This window comes from Massilia sp. Root418, assembly GCF_001425265.1.
Taxonomy (GTDB): domain Bacteria; phylum Pseudomonadota; class Gammaproteobacteria; order Burkholderiales; family Burkholderiaceae_D; genus Rugamonas.
On sequence record NZ_LMEC01000025.1, the window covers coordinates 163528 to 185088 of the forward strand.

Sequence of the window (21561 nt, forward strand, 5' to 3'; positions counted from 1 at the left end):
TTAGCGGCATGCCGCGTAACCCGCCAAGCGCCGCCGCAAAGCCATCAGCACCACCAACACAAAAGGAGAACCACATGAACACCGTACGCGTTACCGAAAAAGCCGCCAGCATCGACCTGCTGGCCCCCACCCTCTCCACCACCGAGCGCCCGCGTGCGCAGCCCGGCCAGTGCGTGATCGAAGTCCACAGCGCCGGCGTGAACCCCAGCGACGTGAAGGCCGCGCTGGGCGCCATGCCGCACGCCATCTGGCCGCGCACGCCGGGCCGCGACTACGCCGGCGTGGTGATCGACGGTCCCGCCGAATGGATCGGCAAGGAAGTGTGGGGCAGCGGCGGTGAACTGGGCATCCGCCGCGACGGCACCCACGCGCGCTACCTGGTGCTGGACACCGCCGCCGTGCGCGCCAAGCCGGCCAGCGTGCCGATGCTGGAGGCAGGCGCGGTGGGCGTGCCCTTCATCACCGCCTACGAAGGCCTGCGCCGCGCCGGCCTGCCGCAGGCGGGCGAAGTGGTGCTGGTCATGGGCGGCAACGGCAAGGTGGGCCAGGCCACCATACAGCTGGCCACCCGCGCCAGCGCCCGCGTGTTCGCGGTGGAACGCAGCAAGGAAGCGTACATCGGCCATGCCAGCGGCGCGGTTGACATGATCGCCGCAGATACCCAGGACATCGCCGCCTACGTGCGCGACAAGACCGGCGGCCACGGCGCGGACATCGTCTACAACACCGTCGGCAGCCCCTACTTCGAACAGGCCAACGCGGCGCTGGCCACCGGCGGGCGGCAGATCTTCATCTCCACCATCGAGCGCGCGGTGCCCTTCGATATCTTCGCCTTCTACCGCGGCCAGCACACCTACGTCGGCATCGATACCCTGGCGCTGGACTCGCTGGCCTGCGCCCGCATCCTCGACGCGCTGGCGCCCGGCTTCGCCGACGGCACGCTGAAGCCTTTCCCGGTACTGGCCGACACCATCTACGCGCTCAAGGACGCCCTGCAAGGCTATCGCGCAGTGCTGGGCGGCGCGCGCGAGCGTGTGGTCTTGCAGCCGGCCCTGCAGCCCGCCCTGTAGCCATGAACCTGACGCGCTACCACGCCGCCCCCGCCTACTATCCGCCCAACCACGAAGGCATGCACTGCCTGCGGTTGCAGGGGCACGAGGCGGGACCATCCGACACCCTGTGGCTCGGCCTGTCGCACCTGCTGCCCGGCGGCGGCACCACGCTCGACGCATCCGGCGTGGAGAAGCTGTACGTGGTGCTGGAAGGCGAAGTCACCATCGTCACCGAAGACGGCGGACAGGTGCGCGAGCACGTGCTGCGCCAATACGATTCCGCGCGCCTGGCGCCCGGAGAAAAGAGGGCCTTGAAGAACAACACCAATCACCCGGCCAGCATCCTGCTCGCCATGCCATACCAGTCAAACAAGTTGTAAACAATACGCTAGACCTTGATCGAAGCACACGACGAAGTATTGGAGGAGACACATGATTACCACCAGCCCCACCGGCGCGGGCGCGCTGCCGCCTGCGGTCCGCACCCGCAAGCCCTTCTACGCCATCCTGTACGTGCAGGTGCTGTTCGCCATTGCGCTCGGCATCCTGCTCGGCCACCTGGATGCCAAGCTGGCCGTCGACATGAAGCCCCTGGGCGACGGCTTCATCAAACTGATCAAGATGCTGATCGGCCCCATCGTGTTCTGCACCGTGGTGAGCGGCATCGCCGGCATGCAGGACATCAAGAAGGTCGGCCGCATCGGTTGCAAGGCCCTGCTCTACTTCGAGCTGGTGTCCACTTTCGCGCTGTTCATCGGCATGGCGGTCGGGAACTGGGTGCGCCCCGGCGACGGCTTCAACGTCAACCCCGCCACGCTGGACGCCAAGGCTGTTACCGACTACGTGGGCAAAGCCAAAAACATGACGCCCACCGACTTCTTCCTCAACATCATCCCCAACACGGTGGCGGACGCCTTCGGCAAGGGCGACGTGCTGCAGGTGCTGCTGATTTCCCTGCTGTTCGGCTTCGCGCTGTCGGCCATGGGCAGCCGCGCCAAGCCTGTCACGGAGCTGATCGACATGGCCTCACAGGCGGTGTTCGGGGTGATCAACTTCATCATGCGCTTCGCCCCCATCGGCGCATTCGGCGCCATGGCCTTCACGGTCGGCAAATACGGCGTGGTCTCGCTCGGCCCGCTGCTCAAGCTGATCGGCACTTTTTACCTGACCTCGGCGCTGTTCGTGCTGATCGTGCTGGGACTGGTGGCGCGCGTGGCCGGCTTCAGCATCATCAAGTTCCTGGTCTACATCAAGGAAGAGATTTTCCTGGTGCTCGGCACCAGCTCGTCGGACACGGCGCTGCCCACCCTGATGGCCAAAATGGAGAGGCTGGGCTGCTCCAAACCGCTGGTAGGCCTGATCGTCCCCACCGGATACACTTTCAACACCGACGGCACCAGCATCTACATGACCATGGCGGCGCTGTTCGTGGCCCAGGCCACCAACACGGACCTGAGCCTGCTGCAGCAGCTGGCCATCTTCGGCGTGGCCATGCTGACCTCGAAAGGGGCCAGCGGCGTGCAGGGCGCCTCCTTCATCGCGCTGGTCGGCACGCTGGCCGTGGTGCCCACCATTCCGGTGGCCGGCATGGCGCTCATCCTCGGCATCGACCGCTTCATGAGCGAGGCGCGCGCACTGGTCAACATGATAGGCAACGGCGTCGCCACGGTGGTCATGGCGCGCTGGGAAGGTGAACTGGACCGCGACAAACTTGCCGCCATCCGCTAAAGGACAATACCATGAACAACACCGCACTCTCCCTCAGCCTGAGCGCCGTGGCGCTGGCCCTGGCCCCCGGCTACGCCGCCGCGCAAAGCAACGTCACCGTCTACGGCCGCCTGAACGTGGCCATGGAACACATGGAAACCTCGGCCGCCGGCGCCGCAGCCAATGGCAGGCCCCTCAGCGTCACGCGCCTGGTCAACAACCGCTCCGTGTTCGGCTTCAAAGGCGTGGAAGACCTGGGCGGCGGCACCAAGGCCATCTTCCAGATCGAAGGCACGCTCTCGCCCGACACCGGCGAAGGCAGCCCGGCCCAGCGCGACACGCGCGTGGGCCTGGAAGGCGCCTACGGCCAGCTGTTCCTTGGCCACTGGACCACGCCCTACAACAACAGCACCTCCGGCCTGGACCCGTTCTACCCCACCACGGCCGGCTACATGAGCATCCTGGGCAACGGCGCCGGTTCCACGGTGGACAACGTGGGCAACGTTTCGTCCTTCGACCGCCGCCAGCAGAACAGCATCAGCTGGTATTCGCCGGCCTGGAACGGCCTCACGCTGCGCACCGCGCACGGCATCAGCGAGGAGCGCCCGGCTGGCGGCGCCAAACCCTCGCTGACCTCGCTGGCCGCCGTCTACGAGCAGGGGCCGTGGTACGCCGCGCTGGCGCTCGAGCGCCACCACGACTACCAGGGCAAGGGCCGCGACGACGACGGCAGCAAGCTGGCGGCAGCCTACCGCTTCGCCAACCGGCTGGGCGAAACCCGCCTGGCCGTCATTGCCGAGAAGCTGAAGTACGAAACCGCCACCGGCAAGCTGGAACAGACGTCTTATTATGTCTCGGCCACGCATCAGGCCGGGCCGCACGGCCTGCGCCTGGGCCTGGCCCACGCCGGCGACGGCAAGGGCGCGTCCACCCAGAAGATCGGCTACATCAAGCGCGGAGCGGACAGCGGCGCCACCCACGTCACCTTGGGCTACGACTACACGCTGTCCAGGCGCAGCAGCCTGTACGCCTACTACACCCGGCTGGACAACCAGGCCAACGCGCTGCACGACTTCGCCATCAACGCGCTGACCGTGAGCGCCGGTGCCACGCTCAAGGGCGCCGCCTTCGGCATGCGGCACGCGTTCTGAACCCGCCTTTGTAAACGGCGAAGCCCGCATGATGCGGGCTTTTTATTTGGTGGGTTTATTCCCGTGGGTCTGCGCTAGGCAGCCAATAGCGACATAGCAGGCCGGGGCGGCGGCGCGATCGGCGGCCCCAGCGGGGTGCGGCGCGGATCAATCGCCGGCTCCGGCATATGGTAGGTGTAGGGATTGATGATGATCGGCGGAATGGTAGGCGGCGCCGACGGCGGCCCCTTGGGTCCGCCCGAACACTCAGTCGCGCTACGCTGGCGCATTGCACTGCCGAATCCCGAGGATATCGATTGACCCTCGCTCAGTTCTAGCCAAGCCATATTGCCCTCCATGTGCAAGATAGGTATTCAGTATAGGCAAACATATCTTTAATTCAAGGTCGGATCTGCCGGTTTCTTTGGCAGCCGGGGCAAAATCACCGCTTGTCGCCGCCGTCCGCCATTGATCCCGCGAATTCTGCGCTCCATCGCAATCCGGTGGCCCGGCGCCCATCCGGGCCGTAAAGTTACACCATGCCAAGTACGAACCACCATGACTTTACGGGGAACCTGAAATGAAAAAACTGCTCGCCATCACCCTCATCGCCCTGCTCTTTATTGCTGCCTGGAATACGCTCGATACAGGCGACATGGTGCTGCACCTGGGTGACGAAGAATTCGACGGTCCGCTGGGCGTGTTGCTGGGAATCACTTTCGGCGGCCTGGGCTTGCTGATTGGCGCCGTGGTCATGGTCTGCGTGGCGGTCTTCCTCGGCTTCCTGTTCGCCGGCCTGGGCGTGCTGATGGTAGCCGGCCTGCTGATGCTGGCGGTGGTGCTGCTGGCCGTGATGTCGCCGCTGATGCTGCCGCTGCTCATTCCAGCCGCCATCATCTGGTTCATCGTGTCGCGCAACCGCAAGCAGCGCGCCCGCCAGCACATTCCCGCCAAGGACATGGATCCGCAAGCGGCGATCTGACCACGCGCACTGCACTCAGGCGGCCGGGGGAGCATCCTCCGGCCGTTTCGCTTCCTCCCCCGGCATTTCTGCGGGCCCGCGCTGGGCCACCTGCTCCACTCTGTTGCGCCCGCCGCGCTTGGCGCAGTACAAGGCCTTGTCGGCCCGCACCAGGACCGCGTCGCCGCTGGTGTCGGCCGGGTCCAGCGCGGCGATGCCGATGCTCACCGTGACCGACAGCGAGCGCCCTTCCACCTCCACCGGCGTGCCGGCGATGCGCTGGCGCAGGCGCTCGGCAAAGGCGCTGGCGGCCGCCAGGTCGGCGCCCGGCAGCAGCACCGCGAACTCCTCCCCGCCCACCCGGCCCAGGGTGTCGATCTTGCGCTGGCTGTCGCGCATCAGCGCGGCCAGGTGGCGCAGCACGGCGTCGCCGGTGGCGTGGCCGTATTCGTCGTTGACGCGCTTGAAATGGTCCAGGTCCAGCATCAGCACCGCGCCCTGCTCGCCGACGTCGCGCTGCAGGCGCGCCTGCTCGTCGTCCAGGCGCGCCATGAACTCGCGCCGGTTCGGCAGGCCGGTCAGGAAATCGGTGGTGGCCAGCACCAGCAGCTCGTCGTTCATGCGCTTGCGCTCGGTGATATCCACGGTGGACACGATCACGAAGTCCAGGCTCTGCGTGTGCCCCGGCATGACCAGCAGCGTCAGCTCGTTCTGGCGCTGCACGCCGTCCAGCCGCTCGAAGCTGCTTTCGCAGGCGAACAGGTGGGCGCCCTGGGCCAGCGCCACCAGCGCCTGCGCGAAGGCCGGCATGGCGCCGGCATCGAAGTTCTGCGCCAGCGTCAGCGCCGTGGCGTCCTTGCTGCCGGGCGGGGCGCCCACCTGGGCCAGCGCGGCCGCGTTGACGTCCGTGATGCGCACCAGGCCGGCCAGCCGCGCCACCTGGCTGGGGTTGGCGCGCAGCCAGGCCGGCACATCGTCCACGCCGGAGCGCTCCAGCTCGGCCAGCGCGGCGCGCACCGCCGACCAGTCCTGCTCCCACAGCGCCACGGGCGCGTGGTCGTACAGGCTGCGGAAGCGCGCCTCGCCGGCACGCAGGGCCACCGCCGCCTGGGCCTGCTCGATGGCGATGCCGGCCAGGCGCGACGCCTGCTCCATCAGCGCCAGCTGGGCCACGCCGGGTGCCTGGGCGGCGCGGTGGAAGATGGCGAACGTGCCCAGCACCGCGCCGTTGGCGGCGCGGATCGGCTCGGACCAGCAAGCCTGCACGCCGGCCTGGCGCGCCAGGTCGCGGTACTGCGACCACAACCCATCCTGCGCGATGTCGGGCACGATCACGCGCCGGCCCAGCTGCACCGCCTGGCCGCAATAGCCCGCCGGCGGCTCCACCGGCTGGCCGTCGATGGCCACGCACAGGAAAGGCGGCAGGCTGGGCGCGGAGCGCACGTGCAGGTGGCGGCCGTCCTCGTCCAGCAGCAGGACGGCGCAGCGCAGTCCGGGATGGCCGTCCTCCACGCCCCGCACCACGCTGTCGAGGATGGTCTGCAGCGGCGCGCCGGTGGCCAGCAGCTCCAGCACCTGGCGCCGGGTCTGCTCGCGCCGCTCGCTCTGGGTGCGCTCGGTGATATCGCGGAACGACCACAGCCGCGCCGGCGCGCTGCCCAGCTTGAGCCCGCGCGTAAACAGTTCGATCACCCGGCCGTCGCGCAGGTGCAGCAGCTCGTGCTGCACCTCGTTCTCGCCCTGGCGCCGCGCCACCGCCGCCAGGAACACGGACGGCTGCGCCAGCTGTTCGGCCACCTGCTGCAGCAGGATGGCGCCGTCCTGCTGCCAGTCCAGGTGCTCGGGCACATTCCACAGTTCGCGGAAGCGGCGGTTGGAGTTGAGCACGCCGCCTTCGAAATTGTCGACCAGGATGCCGTCCACGGTGGAGTCGAGGATGCTGCGCAGCACGGCCTGGCTGCGCTGCGCGCTGTCGGCCATGTCCAGCAAGCGGTCCTGGCCCTCTTTCAGCTCGGCGGTGAGCTGGCGCGCCCGGCTCAGCGCGCGGCGCGCCTTCAGGCTGCTACGGGCCAGCAGCCATGCCAGCGCCGCCAGCACCCCGCTGAGCACCACGCCGGCACCGCCGATCAGCTGCACCTTGCCGTCGCGCTCGGCGCCCACGCCGCTGCCGGGCACGCCGCTGATGCGCACCGTCCAGCGGTGGCCGGCCAGGCTGATCTTCTGCATGGTGTGGCGCATGCCGGGCTGCGGCGGGCCGGGCCGGCTGTCGTACATGCGGCTGGCCACGTTCAGCTCCTCGCCGTCGTAGATCTCCACGTCCAGCTTGGCGGCCCGCTCACCGCCCAGCCCGGCCATCACGTCGCCCAGCCGGAACGGCGCGTACACCCAGCCGGTCAGCGCCGCGCGGCGCTGCTCGATGGTGTGCTGCGGCTGCGCATTGTGGTACACCGGCAGCACCAGCAGGAAGCCGGCCTGCTCCGGCTCGCCTTCGCGTTCATCCTCCTGCACCAGGCGCAGCTTGCCGCTCATGGCCGGCAGGCCGGAATCGCGCGCGCGCTCCAGTGCGGCGCGCCGCACCGGCTCGGACAGCGGATCGTAGCCGAAGGCCTTCAGGTTGCTGCCGCTGAAGGGCTCGATATAGACGATGGGAGCGTACTGCGGCCTGTCGCCGGGCGGACGCACGGTGTAGTCGGGGAAGCCGTCGCGCCGCACCGCCAGCGTGTGCACCTCGCGCTGGCCGCCGCCCACCAGGCGCATATAGCCCACGCCCTGGATGCCGGGAAAGTGCTGGTTCAGGTGCTGGCCGTCCAGGTAGCGGTGGAATTCTTCGCGGTCGACGAAATCGGAGCTGATGTACAGGCCCTGCACGCCGTACAGCACCTGCTCGTAGGTTTGCATGCGCTGCGCGATGCTGTTGACCAGTTCACGCACGCGGAAGTCGAAATCGGCCTGCAGGTCCTGGGCCGCGTCGGCGCTGGCGTTGCGCCACAGCCACCAGGTCGAGCCCAGGCACACGCCCAGCACCACGCCGGCCACAATGGCCGGGCTCAGCAAGTCCTGCAGCATCCGGCGGGGATGGGGCCGGGAGTCGGTCAGGTCCATGGTTTTCCGGGGAAAACAGCGGTGGGACGGGAATGGCTATGCTCAGATAGTACGTTACCGGCACCGGCCCGCGCAACGGCATGTGGTGGATTTGAGGCAACAGACCTGTCGAAATTCTTTACACTTGCTGCGGGGCGCCGGGTGCTCGTGTCGCTAAGTCATTGATAGTCATCACTATTTCCCAACAGGCACGAAGATTGCTTATAAATAATTATAGTTTCTTATAATCACTTACTAGGTCGCCCACATGTCCCTGCTCAAATCCGCTGTTGCCGCCGCCGTCCTGGCCATTTCCGCCCAGGCCGGCGCCACCGTCATCGATTTCAACGGCCAGGCCCAGGGCTACTACACGGGCGCCTACGGCGCCGTGCTGGCCAATACCCTGACGCTCAGCACCGATGGCGGCGCACTCTTCATGGGACCCGGCTACGGCGGCGGCGATTCCAGTTCCTATGCCTACAACGGTACCGACTTTTTGATGGGATACAGCAACCTGACGTTCACGCGCGTCGGCAGCGCCACGTTTTCCCTGCAAAGCCTGGACCTGAAGGACTGGGGCGGCGGCATTACCTCGACCACCGTGACGGGCTATTTCGCCAACGGCGGCAGCATCGTGCGCCAGATCAGCCTGGACAGCACCGCCAACTACAGCAAACAAGTCGGCAACGACTTCACCAAGTATGCGCTGAGCGGCTTCACCGGCCTGAGTTCCTTCAGCATCCTCAGCAACGGCTACTGGCTGGCGGTGGACAACATCACCATCAACGCCGCCGCCGTGCCGGAACCGGGCACGCTGGCCGTGTTCGGCCTGGGCCTGGCCGGCCTGGCGGCCATGCGCCGCCGCAAGCAGAAGTAATGCGTGCCCGCGCTGCTGCCGCGCCGCAGCGCTACGCCACGGCGCCGCCGCTGCCGCCGGCGCCCTCTGCATACTGCCGGTAGCCGCGCGCGCGCAGCGCGCAGGCCGGGCAGGTGCCGCAGCCGTAGCCCCAGTCGTGCAGCGCGCCGCGCTCGCCCAGGTAGCAGGTGTGCGTGGCCGAGCGGATCAGGTCCACCAGCGCCGCGCCGCCCAGCTGCTCGGCCAGGGTCCAGGTCTGCGCCTTGTCCAGCCACATGAGCGGCGTTTCCAGCTTGACGCGGGTATCCATGCCCAGGTTCAGCGCAACTTGCAGCGCCTTCATGGTGTCGTCGCGGCAGTCCGGGTAGCCCGAGAAATCCGTCTCGCACATGCCGCCCACCAGCACGTTCAGGCCGCGCCGGTATGCCAGCGTGGCGGCCACCGTCATGAACATCAGGTTGCGGCCCGGCACAAAGGTGTTGGGCAAGCCGTTCTCCTGCATCACAATCTCGATATCCTCCGTCATGGCCGTCTGCGACAGCGCCGAGATCAGCGACAGGTCGACCATGTGGTCCTCGCCCAGGCGCTGCGCCCACTCCGGCTTGTGCGCGCGCAGCGCCGCCAGCACCTGCGGACGCACCGTCAGCTCGATGGCGTGGCGCTGGCCGTAGTCAAAGCCGATGGTTTCCACCCTGCCGTAGCGTTCCAGCGCCCAGGCCAGGCACGTGGTGGAATCCTGGCCGCCGCTGAACAGCACCAGCGCCGCATCTGTCTTGATCATTTTGTTGCCTTCAATAAATCTTAGTAGTACGCCATCTTTCGGGACTATCCGGTAACATGCGGGGTAGCTTCCCTATTAAAAAAACCGGCGGGACCTCGAATTTTGGCACAACTCATCACAAAAGCAATGGGCAAGCGTGCCTGGGCCGCCTTGTTATTGGCTTGCGCCCTGCCTTGCGCGGCACTGGCGCAAGGCCTGCAGTACAACGTCCGGGTAAATGCGCCGGACCAGCTGGAGGACCTGCTGACCGACAACCTGGACCTGCTGCGCTTTCGCGGCAATCCGCGCATCGACCGCGAACAGCTGCAGCGCATGGCGCGCAGCGCGCCCGAACAGGCAAAAACCCTGCTGGCCACGGCCGGCTACTACTCGCCGCTGGTGAGCACCCGCATCGAGGGCCTGCGCGACGGCGAAGGCGGCACGCCCACCGTGGTGGTGGACGTGCAGCCCGGCGAGCCGGTGCGCGTGGGCAGCGTGGAGATCGTGCTGCAGGGCTTTGCCGGCAGCGGCGAGACGCCGTTCGACAAGGCCGCGCTGCAGGCGGCCTGGCCGCTGTCCGAGGGCGAGATCTTCCGCCAGGATGCCTGGGAACAGGCCAAGCGCGCCCTGCTGCGCCAGGTGGTGCAGACCCGCTACCCGCGCGCCCAGCTGGCCGACAGCCTGGCCACCGTCGATCCGGACCAGCATACCGCCGCGCTGCGCGTGGTGCTCGACAGCGGTCCCGAACTGCGTTTCGGCGCGCTGCGCGTCGAAGGCTTGCGGCGCTACCCGGCCTCCATCGTGGCCAACCTGAACCAGATAAAGCCGGGCGACTACTACAGCGAGGCGGCGCTGCAGGCCTACCAGTCGCGCCTGCAGGACACCGGCTACTTCGCCAGCGTGGAAGTGACCGCCGACCTGAGCGCCGTCCTTGACGAGCAGCTCGACGCGGCGGCCGGCAAGCGCGCCGACGCCATGGCGCCGCTGCCGCTGCTGGTGCGCGTGGTGGAGAACAAGCGCCGCAACGTCAGCGCCGGCCTGGGTTATAGCACCAACACCGGCAACCGGGCCCAGCTCAACTACGACGACCTGGCCATCTTCGGCCTGAAGATGAAGAGCGCGCTGACCCTGGAAACCAAGAAGCAGACCGCACGCGGCGACTTCTACTTCCCGGTGACGCCGGACGGCTACAGCGACAGCTTCGGCGGCGCCTACGAGCGCAGCGACATCGAAGGCGAGGAAACCACAGTGTTCACGGTATCGGCCAAGCGTGCCTGGGGCACGCCGCTGCTGGAGCGCAGCCTGGGCGTGGAACTGCTGACCGAACAGAAAACCGTGGCCGGCCAACCCAATGTGCGCAGCACCAGCCTGCCACTGACCTATTCCGTCACGCGCAGGAAGCTGGACAACCTGCTGTTCCCCACCAAGGGCCATGTGCTGAACTGGCAGATCGGCGGCGCGCTGCTGCCGCTGCTCACCGACGAACCCTTCATCCGCGCCAGCACCAAGGCCATGTGGTACATCCCCTTCGGGGCCAAGAGCACGGTGATACTGCGCGGCGAACTGGGCGCGCTGGCGTCCAAGCAGAAGGACGGCGTGCCGGCCATCTACCAGTTCCGCGCCGGCGGCGACCAGTCCGTGCGCGGCTACGCCTACCAGGAGCTGGGCGTGCGCAAGGGCGATGCCACCGTGGGCGGACGCTACCTCGCCACCGGCAGCGCCGAGTACCAGTACTGGTTCAAGCCATCCTGGGGCGCCGCCGTGTTCTACGACGCGGGCAACGCCTCCGACTCCTTCTCAGGGCTGCATCCGAAGTCCGGCTACGGCGTGGGCGCACGCTGGAAAAGCCCGGTCGGCCCGATCAACGTCGATGTCGCCTACGGCCACGCCGTGAAAAAGGCGCGTCTGCACTTCTCACTGGGGTTCACGTTCTGATGGCTGAAATAACTGCTCCCGATTCCGGTCCCGGCGGCGCTGACGGTGCGGGCACCCCGCCCGGGGGCGCCAGGCCGCCGCGCCGCTGGCTGCGCCGCACGCTGATCGGCCTGGGCGCGCTGTTCGTGCTGCTGGCCGGCCTGGTCTGGCTGCTGGGCCGCGAGTCCACCCTGCAGCAGATCGTGCAGCGGGTGGCCAGCGCCAGCGGCGGGCAGATCACCGCAACCGGCGTCACCGGTTCGCTGTATGGCCGCATGCATATCGACCGCATCGTGCACCGCACGCCGGAAAGCGTGCTGACGGCGGACGACATCACCATCGACTGGTCGCCGCTGCAGTACTTCAGCGAAGGCATCGCCATCAGCGAGCTGCACGTCGCCAGCGCCGTGTCGCAAACGCTGAAACAGGGCGAGCCGGCCAAGCTGCCCGAAACGCTGGCGCCGCCCTTCCGCCTCAGCGTGGCCGACGCCCGGCTCGACAAACTCACGCTGCTGGGCGCCGCCGGCACCGGGGCCGGCACCGTCATCAGCGCCATCCGCCTCAAGCTGGAAGGCGACAGCAAGGCCTGGCGCGTGCGCGGCGCCAGCGCCATGACGCCCATCGGCCGCGCGGCGCTGGACGGCAGCATCGGCGCGCAGCGCCCCTTCGCGCTGGACGCCAAGGCCAGCCTGACCCAGACCACCGGCATCCCGGCCGGCGCCAAACCGGCCCAGCTTGCACTGGCGGCCGGCGGCAGCCTGGCGCTGGTGGAACTGGCCGCGCAAGGCACGTCGAGCAACGCCAATGGCGACGCGAAATTAACCCTGGCCCCATTTGATCCCATCATCCTGCGCACGGCCGACATCAACGGGCGCGGCATCAATCCGGCGCTGTTCAATCCGGCCTGGCCGCAGGCCGACCTGAGCATGCAGGTGCAGGCCAGGATCGCGCCCAACCAGGCGGTGAGCGGCAAGCTGTCGGTGCTGAACCAGGGCGCATCCGGGCCGCTCGACCAGCACCGCATTCCGCTGCATGCCGTCAGCGGCCTGCTGGGCGGCACGCTCACCGCCACCACCATCGACCAGGTGCTGGTGGACCTCGGCGCGGCCGGCAAGTTCACCGGCGGCGGCCGCGTGCAGCGGCTGGACATCGATGGCGGCGTGGATGCCGCCACCTTCCAGCTGCATACCGACCGCCTGGACCTGCGCGCCATCCACGGCGCCATCAACAGTACAAAAATCGCCGGCGACATCGCCCTGGGCAGCACCGGCAAAACGCAAACGCTGACCGTCAGCCTGGCGCAAGCCGGCCTGCACCTGGAAGCACAGGCCACGCTGGCCGACGCCCTGCTGCGCCTCAAGCAGGCCCGCCTCAGCGTGGGTAAGGGCAGCATCAACGTCAACGGTGAAGCCAGCCTGAAAGACCAGCAAGCGTTCAAGGCCGGCGCCACCCTGGCGCGCTTCGATCCGTCCGCGCTGGGCGCGCTGCCGGCGGCGGACCTGAACGGCGAGATCAACGCGGCCGGCAAGCTGGCGCCGGCATGGCAGGTGGCGGCGGACTTCAAGCTGGCCGGCAGCCGTTTGCTGGGCCAGCCGCTGTCCGGCGCCGGCAAGCTGCAGGCGGATGCGGCGCGCCTGAGCGGCGTGGACGCCAGGCTGGCGCTGGGCCAGAACACGCTGGACGTCAAGGGCGGCTTCGGCGCGCCGGGCGAGCGCCTGGCGTGGCGCGTGGATGCGCGCCAGCTGTCCGCGGTGGACAGCAGCCTGCTGGGCGCCCTGGCCGCCAGCGGCGTGGCCACCGGTACCTATGCCGCGCCGCGCAGCAGCTTCGACGCGGACGCCAAAGGCCTCGGCCTGGTGCAGGGCCAGGGCCAGGGCGGCGCCAGGCGCCCCGCGCCGGACAGCGCGCTGCACGCGGCCGGCGAAGTCTGGCTGGCCGGGAAGAACGCCGAGCTGAAAGTGTCGGGCAGCGCGCAGCGCTTCAACCCGGCCGCGTTCGGCCCCTACACGGCCGGCAGCATCAATGCGGATTTCAGCGGCAGCGGCAGGCTGGCCGCCGACTGGCGCGCCGCGCTGGACCTGAAGCTGCAGCCGTCCACGCTGTCCGGCGCGGCGCTGTCGGGCTACGCCAGATTGGCGGCCGACCGCAGCCGCATCGACAATGCCGACATCGATTTGCACCTCGGCGCCAACAGCCTGCAAGCGAAGGGCGGCTTCGGCAACGCGCGCGACCGGCTGGACTGGAAGCTGGACGCGCCGCAGCTCAACACCCTGGGCGCGGGCTTCGGTGGCGTGCTGCGCGGCAGCGGCACGCTGACCGGCACCATGGCGCAGCCCGCGCTGAGCTTCAGCATGGATGGCGCCAGCCTGCGCCTGTTCACGGCGCACCAGATCAAGAGCATCAAGGCCAGCGCCAGCATCGGCACCGGCGCGGGCGGCGCCGATCCACTCACCAGCGAGGTGGAACTGGCGGGCTATGTGTCGCCCGGCCTCACCATCGACAAGGCGCGCTTCCAGTCCAGCGGCACCCGCGCCGCGCACACCCTGCAGCTCAGCGCCAGCAATCCGCAATTCGACGCGCTGGTCAAGGTCCACGGCGGCAGCAGCGGCGCCGGCTCCGGCGGCAGCATTGCCGACGACAGCGTCTGGACCGGCACCATCGACACGCTGCAGAACAAGGGCCGCTACGCCCTCGCCCTGCAGGCGCCAGCAACGCTACGCATCGCCGGCGCGGCGGGCGGCGGCGCGGCCAGCCTGGCCAGGCCCGAGCAGCTGTCGCTGTCGAGCGCCGTGATCAAGCTCCCGGACGGCAGCATCCGCATCGACTCGCTGGAGAAGAACGGGCCGCGCTGGCGCAGCAAGGGATCCGCTGCCGGCGTGCCGGCCAGCTACCTGGCGCAGCTGTCGGAGCTGTGGCGAGACAACGTGGTGAGCGATCTCACGCTGGGCGCCGCGTGGGCGCTGGACCTGCAAGCGGCACCCGCAGCGGCGCTGCCCGCTGCCGCAGCGAGCAGGCCCGCCCCGGCCGCCGGCACGGCTCCAGCGCCGGCCGCGGCGCCGGGCATCGCCAGCATTGAAGGCATGCTGCGCGTCTACCGCGAAGCCGGCGACATCACCGTCACCAGCGGCGACAAGCCCATCGCCCTCGGCCTGCGCCAGTTCGAATTGCGCGCCGACGTGGCCGGCGGCGCCCTGCGCACCCAGCTCAATCTGGACGGCACGCGCGCCGGCCAGGCCCGCATCGACGCCACCGCCCAGCTGCAGAACGGCCACGTCGCCAACAGCAGCCCGCTGGCCATGACCGGCAGCGTCAACATGCCCTCCATCGCCTGGCTGGCGCCGCTGTCCGGCGTGTTCGGGCTGGAGCTGGACGGCGCCCTGAAAGTGTCCGCCACCGGCAGCGGCACCATTGCCGACCCCGTGCTGAACGGCGACATCAACGGCGACAAGCTGGTGGTCAACTGGGCCGAGCAGGGCATCAAGCTGCGCAACGGCCAGCTGCAAGCACGGCTGGCGGGCGACCAGCTCAACCTGCAGAAGCTATCCTTCGACGGCGAACAAGGCCGCGCCCAGGCCGACGGCTGGGTCAAGCTGGCCAACGCGGAGGCCACCATGCAGCTCAAGCTGGTGGCCGACAAGCTGCTGGTGCTGGCCCGCCCCGACCGCACCCTGGCCGTGACCGGCCAGGCCACGCTGGTGCGCGACCAGAAGCACTTCCAGCTGGACGGCAAAGTGCAAGCCGACCGCGCCCGCATCGAGCTCGGTTCGGAAAACAGCCCCACCATCAGCGACGACGTGGTGGTGCTGGGACGCGGCAAGCCGCCCGGCAAGGTGGCGGCGGTGCAGTCCATGCCGCTCAACGTGGACCTGGAAGCGGACCTCGGCAAGGACTTCCACCTGAAAGGCAAGGGCCTGGACGCCGACCTGGCCGGCACCGTCCGCCTGCGCATTGCAGACCGCCGCCCACCGCGCGTGACCGGCAGCATCCGCGTGGACAACGGCACCTACCGCGCCTACGGCCAGAATCTCAGCATTGAACGCGGCGTGCTCAATTTCACCGGCGCCTACGACAACCCCGGCCTCAACATCCTGGCAGTACGCAAGCGTCCCGAAGGCGAGCAGCTGAGCGAGACCAACGTGGAAGCCGGCGTGGAAGTGCGCGGCACCGCGCTGGCGCCGCAGGCCAAACTGGTGTCCACGCCCTCGGTGCCGGACAGCGACAAGCTGTCCTGGCTGGTGCTCGGCCACGGCATCGCGGACGCCGGCGGCAATGAAATGGCGCTGCTGGGCACCGCGGCCGGGGCGCTCTTCGGCGGCAGCGGCGGCGGCATCGCCAGCAAGCTGGGACTGGACGAACTGGGCGTGGGCCAGGCGGCCGGCAGCTCGCAGGCCAAGGGGCTGGAGAATACGGTGGTCACGGTCGGCAAGCGGCTGTCGTCGCGCGCCTACCTCAGCTTCGAGCAGGGCGCGGGCACGGCCACCAGCCTGGTCAAGCTGCGCTACAAGCTCAATCCGCGCATCACGCTGCAGTTCCAGACCGGCACCAACAACGCGCTCGACGTGCTGTACACCTGGGCCTTCGACTAGCGGCTCAGGGCTGAGGATTAGCTGGGATTGTGGTCCGGCACCGGATCGTCCTGCGGCACGGGCGGATTCGGGTGGTGGGGATGGAACGGCACGGGTTCCGGCATCGGGTCATCCACCGGAGCCGGGTCGGGTGCGCGGTGGGCTTGGATGAAATCTGGGGCCATGGTTCACTCCGAGGTAAACAATGGCCCCATTCTACGCCCCCTCGCGGGGGCGCTCCGTTCCTTACGGCTTGGCTGACTTCACATATTTGTCCAGCCAGCTGTTGGTTTCATACAGCATGTGCATGATGGACTCGCGCGCGCGGTAGGCGTGCGATTCGTTCGGCAGCATCACCAGGCGCGCCGTACCGCCCAGGCCCTTCACCGCCTGGAACATGCGCTCGCTCTGGATCGGGAAAGTGCCGGGATTGTTGTCGTCGGCGCCGTGTATCATCAGCAGCGCGTCCTTGATCTTGTCCGCGTTGTTAAACGGCGACATGGCCTGGTACACATCCTGCGCCTTCCAGAACGGCCGGTCTTCGGACTGGAAGCCGAACGGCGTGAGCGTGCGGTTGTAGGCACCGCTGCGCGCGATGCCGGCCTTGAACAGGCGCGTGTGCGCCAGCAGGTTGCCGGTCATGAAGGCGCCGTAGGAATGGCCGCCGATGGCGATGCGGTGGCGCTCGGCCACGCCGCGCCGCACCACCTCGTCCACCGCCGCTTCCGCGTCCGCCACCAGCTGCGGCAGATAGGTGTCGTTCGGTTCCTGCTCGCCCTGGCCCACGATGGGGAAGGAAGGATTGTCCAGCACCGCGTAGCCCATGGCCAGGAAGGCCGCCGGGCCCCAGTAGCTCACGGCGTTGAACTTGTACGGCGAACCGGTGGTCTGGCTGGCCGCTTCGGCCGACTTGAACTCCTGCGGGTAGGCCCACATCAGCATCGGCAGCGGGCCGTCGCGCTTGGCGTCGTACTTGGGCGGCAGCAGCAGCGTCGCGGTCAGGTCCACGCCATCCTTGCGCTTGTAGCGGATCTGCTCTTTCTGCACGTCCTTCAACTGCGGCAGCGGATGCGGGAAATGCGTCAGCGCGGTCAGCTGGGCGTCGCCCTGCTGCGCCAGGTTGCGCACGTAGTAGTTCGGGCGCTCGGTCGGCGATTCGCGCGTGGACAGCAGCTTGCTGCCGTCTTCGTCCAGCACCGCCACCACGTTCTCGTAGTATGGCGCGGCGCTCTGGAACAGGCGCTCCTTCTTCTTGGTCGACAGGTTCAGGCGGTCGATGAAGGGGCGGTCGCCTTCCGGCGAGGCGCCCGGGCCGTCCAGCAGGATGGCGTTGTCGGCGCTGATCAGCAGGCGCGGCAAGCCGGCCGCGTCGGCGCGCATCACCGGCGAGCCGGGCGCGTTGTAGCGGTCCTCTGCGGAGCCGGCGTAGATCAGCTCAGGCGCGGCGTCCGGCTGGTCCGGCGCGATCTTCCACTGCTTCACGGCGCGCGTCTTGTACCAGCGCTCGTTGAGCAGGGCCACGTCGCCGCGGCCCCAGGCGATGCCCGCGTAGCGCGAACCCAGCTTGGCCAGCACAGTGGGCTGGGCCGTGAACGGCGCCGCTTGCGTGTAGACGATGTCGCGGACCTCGGCCGCCCTGGCCGGGTCGCCGCCGTCCTGGGCTTCGGCCCACACCAGCGTGGCCGGTGCATCGACGCGCCAGTTGATGTTGCGCTGGCCCGGCGGCACGGCGTCGTTCCCCGGCGGCAGGCCTTCGCGCAGCGGCAGCGTGGCCACGGTGTGCAGCAGCTTGCCGTCCAGCTCACGCACTTCCACGTGCTCGCCGAAACTCGACACCGGCACGATGTAGGAGTACGGGCGGGCGATGCTGGACGTGAGCAGGTATTTGCCGCCCGGCGCCAGCGCGGCGCGCGAATACTGGCCCGGCTTGCCGATCAGGCGCGTCTTGCCCGACAGGTCCACCAGCGCCAGCTGGGAGGTGATGTAGTGTTCGAAAAGCTTGGCGTCATCCTCGTTCTTCAGCAGGTCCGGGTAGGTGCGGATCAGGCGCGTGCCGGCGCCGGGCTGGCTGTCCTGGGTGGCGGGGCCGGCGGGAATGCCGGCGGCCTGCGGCGCCGGGCCCTGGCCGGCGGGGCGCAGCTGCACCAGCAGGCCCTTGCCGTCCGGCTGCCACTGGAAGCCGCGGCTGAACACCACCGACAGCGGCTGCGACGCCAGCTTCTTCGCGCTGCGGGCGGCCACGTCCACCAGCCACAGCTCCACGCCGGCGCCCTTGCCGGCGTTTTTGCCCGCGCCGTTGCCCGCCTCGTCGCCGTAGGCAGTATGCGTGAAGGCCAGGTAGCGCTGGTCCGGCGACCACGCCAGGTCGGTCACGCGCAGGTTCTTCGGCAGGCCGGCGATGCTGCTTTCCTTCTGGGTGCCGATGTCGAGCAGGGTCAGGCCGGTGCCGAAGGAGAAGCGGCTGGCGGCATAGGTGCGCGGATTGACGCGCAGGCCGGCCAGCTTCAGTTCCGGCTGCGCCACTTCGGCGATGCCGGGCAGCGCGGGCTGGGCCACCAGCACGGCCAGGTTGCGTTTCGGGCTGAGGTTCAGTACCGGCGCGCGCGGTGCGTCGACAATGGCTTGCAGCGGCGCGGGAGGCAGCGCGTAGCCGCCGGTTTGGGCGCCGGCCAGCGGCGAGGCAGCCATCAGGCCGAGGGCCAGCGGCAGCAGGGAATTACGTACGGTCATTGTTATCTCGTGGATAAGTCAGAGGACCAAACATATTGCTTACTGAAAACTTGAAAGTCAATCAGCGGCATGTATCGATTTGTCGCACAGGTGGGTGGCGCGCGGCCCTTGCTTTACAATCGAGCTTTTGCGCGCCGAGAAGAACCGATATGGAAATGACCACGATAGCCCTGCTTGTCCTGATCCCGCTGCTGGTATGGCGCATCTATTCGCGCATCAAAAGCATGCTGAAACGGCAGGAATCGCTGGTCTGGCGGCACTGGCTGTCCGCCGTGGCCTTCCCGGTGCTGCTGGCGTGGCTGGCGCTGTCCATGCTGGACAACGTGCTGGGCCTGTCCTGCCTGGCGGCGGGCGCCCTGGGCGGCGCCTGGCTGGGCGTGTTCGGCCTGAAGGGCACGCGCTTCGAAAGCATCGGCAAGCGCTATTTCTTCACCCCGAACCTGCGCATCGGCATCACCGTGTTCATGCTGTTCGCCGCGCGCATGCTGTACCGCGGCCTGGAGCTGTACATGATCAGCCGGGTCGAGACGCCCAACCTGATGTCGCAGACCGAATTCGTGCAAAGCCCGGCCACCACGGTGGTACTGGGCCTGGTGGCGGGCTACTGCGCCGCCTTCTCGATCGGCATGATACGCTGGCGCCGCACGCAGCAGCCGCTGCCCGGGCCGGAAGAGCTGAACTGATCTACTTTGCCAGCAGCGCGGCCAGCGCGCCGCGCAGCGCCGGATAGCGGAACTGGAAGCCTTCCTCCAGCAGCCGCACCGGCGCCACCGTTTGCCCCTCCAGCAGCAAATCCGCCTGTTCCCCCAGCAGCAGCCGCACCGGCCAGCCCGGTGCCGGCACGAAGCACGGCCTGCCCAGCAGCGACGCTGCGGTGCGGCTGAATGCGGCCTGCGACACCTGCTCCGGCGCCGTGAAGTTGTAGGCTTCCCGCAGCGCGCCGCCTTCCGCATTGGTGCGCCACAGATGCGCCAGCGCGCGCAGCAGATCGTCCACGTGTATCCACGACATGCGCTGCCTGCCGCCGCCCATCGGCCCGCCCACGCCCAGCTTGATCGGCAACAGCATCGGCGCAAGCGCGCCCTGCTCCCCCAGCACCATGCCGAAGCGCATGCACGCCACCTGCACGCCGTGCGCCTGCGCCGCCTGGGCGGCCGCCTCCCACTCCTGGCACAGCTGCGACATGAACACCGGCTGCGGCGGCGCGTGCTCCGCCAGCGGCGTGGTATCGCCCATGGCCTGCACGCCGTAGTAGCCGATGGCCGACGCCGACAGCATCAGGCGCGGCTTGTGCTCCGCCTTCCCGATCCACGCCACCACGCGCCCGGTCAGCGCCACCCGGCTGCGCCGCAGCGCCGCCTTGCGCGCCGCCGTCCAGCGCCAGCCCAGGATGCGCGCCCCCGCCAGGTTGATCACCACGTCGATGCGTTCCGACGGCGCCAGCGCGTCCATGCTGTCCACGCAGCGCACGGCGCCGTTGAACAGCCAGGCCGCCTGCTTCGGCGAGCGCGTGAGCACCGTGACCCGCTGCCCGTCCCTGAGCAGCGCGGCCACCAGGCGCTGGCCGATAAAGCCGGTGGCGCCGGTCACCAGCACGCTTTCCTTGCGCGCCCCGAAGACAAGCGCGCCGGCGCCATCGCCATCGGCGCGCGCGGCCGCGCGTTCCGCCCTGCCCAGCGCGGCGGCGGCCAGCGCATCGCGCACGCCGGACAGGCCCACGCCCACGCCGCACGCGGCCAGGAACACGCTCAGCCAGCCGTGCGTTTGCCACACCAGCGCGGTGGGCTGCGCCAGCCATGCCGGCGTATTGAGCGCCAGCAGCGCGATGAAGGCGCCGCCGTTCATCGCCAGCACGGTGTGCGTGACGCGCTCGGTGGCCGGCAGCAGGCGCGTCCTGTCCTCCACCACGAAGTCCCACAGCGTGAGCACGATCTCCACGCCGAACACCGCCAGCAGCGCCAGCGCCCACATGCCGTGCCACGCCCAGGCCGACAGGCCAAGAAACAGCACGCTGTAGATCAGCGCCCGCACGGCGTGGATACCCAGCTCCCGGCGCGCGGACGCGCGCTGCGGCAGCGCTTCGGTCAGCTCGTGGTGGTACAGCGTATCGAACGCGCCCAGCGCGCCCTGCGCGGCCATCAATTGCAGCGCCAGTTTGTGCGTGCTCATGCCGCCTCCCTTGTTGGTTCACGTTCCTGGAATACGCCAGCCTGCACAAAGGCGGTGCCGAACAGCGCATGGCGGATCTCGATGCGGATATCGAACTGGTTGGGCGCGTTGTTGCGGTGGCAGAGGAAAGTCTTGCCGGGCGTGAGCAGGGCGGGCAGCGGCATGCGCCAGCCCAGCACGTCCCAGAAATAGCCGTCGCTGGTGAAGTGCAGGTTGCCGTCCTCCACCCGCAGCAGCAGCTTCATGCCCAGCCCCATGCCGACGTACTCCAGCACCTCGCCCTGCTCGCTCTCGGCCATGTAGGAAGTGAACTGGATCGGCTTGCGCCCGCGCAGGCTGTAGATGCGCTGCTTGTAGATGTTGCGGCTGCCGTGCTTCGAATAGACCTGGATATCGACCGGCACGTCGGTGTCGCTGAACGGGATCAGTGCGCCCTGGATCAGCGGCCGCGTGAGATGGCCCAGCAGCTTGCCGAAGCGCGAAGCGCGCAGCTCACCCAGGCGGCCGTGGTACAGCAAAGGCTTGCCCGGTTCGGGATTCTTGTCAAAGCGGCGCTGGATATCGGGGTGCAGCTTGCTCCACTCGGCGCCCAGGACGCGCTTGAATAACTCGCCTTCGGATGGATGGGCCGCCATG

Annotated in this window: 15 protein-coding genes; 9 read left to right on the top strand and 6 right to left on the bottom strand. The window is 68.6% G+C overall.

The annotated features are described in order from the left end of the window. Nucleotides 1-74 precede the first annotated feature (74 nt). The 5 genes from ASC94_RS27520 (at nt 75) to ASC94_RS27540 (ending at nt 4871) form a co-directional block, all read left to right on the top strand. On the top strand, nt 75-1070 hold the full coding sequence (locus ASC94_RS27520; protein ID WP_056403929.1) for a zinc-binding alcohol dehydrogenase family protein: 996 nt from the start codon (nt 75-77) through the stop codon (nt 1068-1070). A 2-nt stretch (nt 1071-1072) separates the two neighbouring features. Next, nucleotides 1073-1432, top strand: coding sequence for a cupin domain-containing protein (locus tag ASC94_RS27525; RefSeq protein ID WP_056403932.1), 360 nt, complete (start codon nt 1073-1075; stop codon nt 1430-1432). Between the two features lie 52 nt (nt 1433-1484). Further along, nucleotides 1485-2780: a dicarboxylate/amino acid:cation symporter gene (locus tag ASC94_RS27530; protein ID WP_056403936.1), complete on the top strand. Its 1296-nt coding sequence runs from the start codon at nt 1485-1487 to the stop codon at nt 2778-2780. An 11-nt stretch (nt 2781-2791) separates the two neighbouring features. Continuing rightward, entirely contained in the window at nt 2792-3910 is a 1119-nt protein-coding gene (locus ASC94_RS27535; protein ID WP_056403941.1) for a porin, read from the top strand. A gap of 559 nt (nt 3911-4469) precedes the next feature. Beyond that, nucleotides 4470-4871: a hypothetical protein gene (locus ASC94_RS27540; RefSeq protein ID WP_056403944.1), complete on the top strand. Its 402-nt coding sequence runs from the start codon at nt 4470-4472 to the stop codon at nt 4869-4871. Nucleotides 4872-4886: 15 nt separating this feature from the next. Here ASC94_RS27540 and ASC94_RS27545 read toward each other — a convergent pair whose 3' ends face one another. Then, on the bottom strand, nt 4887-7952 hold the full coding sequence (locus tag ASC94_RS27545; protein ID WP_056403946.1) for a CHASE domain-containing protein: 3066 nt from the start codon (nt 7950-7952) through the stop codon (nt 4887-4889). A 247-nt stretch (nt 7953-8199) separates the two neighbouring features. On the opposite strand from ASC94_RS27545, the gene ASC94_RS27550 reads away from it, so the two are divergent. Beyond that, nucleotides 8200-8808, top strand: coding sequence for a PEP-CTERM sorting domain-containing protein (locus tag ASC94_RS27550; protein WP_056403948.1), 609 nt, complete (start codon nt 8200-8202; stop codon nt 8806-8808). Between the two features lie 31 nt (nt 8809-8839). Here the strand turns inward: ASC94_RS27550 and queC are convergent, their stop codons facing one another. Then, nucleotides 8840-9568 (bottom strand): 7-cyano-7-deazaguanine synthase QueC, encoded by a 729-nt coding sequence (queC, locus tag ASC94_RS27555; protein ID WP_056403950.1) that lies wholly within the window; start codon nt 9566-9568, stop codon nt 8840-8842. Nucleotides 9569-9694: 126 nt separating this feature from the next. Between queC and ASC94_RS27560 the strand changes: the two genes are divergently transcribed. Further along, nucleotides 9695-11482, top strand: a complete 1788-nt coding sequence (locus ASC94_RS27560) for an autotransporter assembly complex family protein (protein ID WP_056403953.1) — start codon at nt 9695-9697, stop codon at nt 11480-11482. Beyond that, nucleotides 11482-16047 carry a translocation/assembly module TamB domain-containing protein gene (locus ASC94_RS27565; protein WP_056403956.1) on the top strand — a complete coding sequence of 1522 codons (4566 nt, stop codon included), beginning with the start codon at nt 11482-11484 and terminating at the stop codon, nt 16045-16047. The genes ASC94_RS27560 and ASC94_RS27565 overlap by 1 nt, the downstream gene beginning before the upstream one ends. Nucleotides 16048-16064: 17 nt before the next feature. Here ASC94_RS27565 and ASC94_RS33325 read toward each other — a convergent pair whose 3' ends face one another. After that, nucleotides 16065-16211 carry a hypothetical protein gene (locus tag ASC94_RS33325; RefSeq protein WP_200955838.1) on the bottom strand — a complete coding sequence of 49 codons (147 nt, stop codon included), beginning with the start codon at nt 16209-16211 and terminating at the stop codon, nt 16065-16067. Nucleotides 16212-16272: 61 nt separating this feature from the next. Beyond that, nucleotides 16273-18756 (bottom strand): S9 family peptidase, encoded by a 2484-nt coding sequence (locus ASC94_RS27570; protein ID WP_056403960.1) that lies wholly within the window; start codon nt 18754-18756, stop codon nt 16273-16275. A 155-nt stretch (nt 18757-18911) separates the two neighbouring features. On the opposite strand from ASC94_RS27570, the gene ASC94_RS27575 reads away from it, so the two are divergent. Further along, entirely contained in the window at nt 18912-19439 is a 528-nt protein-coding gene (locus ASC94_RS27575) for a hypothetical protein (RefSeq protein WP_229417432.1), read from the top strand. A gap of 1 nt (nt 19440) precedes the next feature. Here the strand turns inward: ASC94_RS27575 and ASC94_RS27580 are convergent, their stop codons facing one another. Together ASC94_RS27580 and ASC94_RS27585 are read right to left on the bottom strand one after the other, a co-directional pair. Beyond that, nucleotides 19441-20925, bottom strand: a complete 1485-nt coding sequence (locus tag ASC94_RS27580; RefSeq protein ID WP_056403968.1) for a TIGR01777 family oxidoreductase — start codon at nt 20923-20925, stop codon at nt 19441-19443. Further along, on the bottom strand, nt 20922-21560 hold the full coding sequence (locus ASC94_RS27585; RefSeq protein WP_056403970.1) for a DUF4166 domain-containing protein: 639 nt from the start codon (nt 21558-21560) through the stop codon (nt 20922-20924). Before ASC94_RS27585 ends, ASC94_RS27580 begins: the two co-directional genes overlap by 4 nt. Nucleotide 21561: the final 1 nt, after the last annotated feature.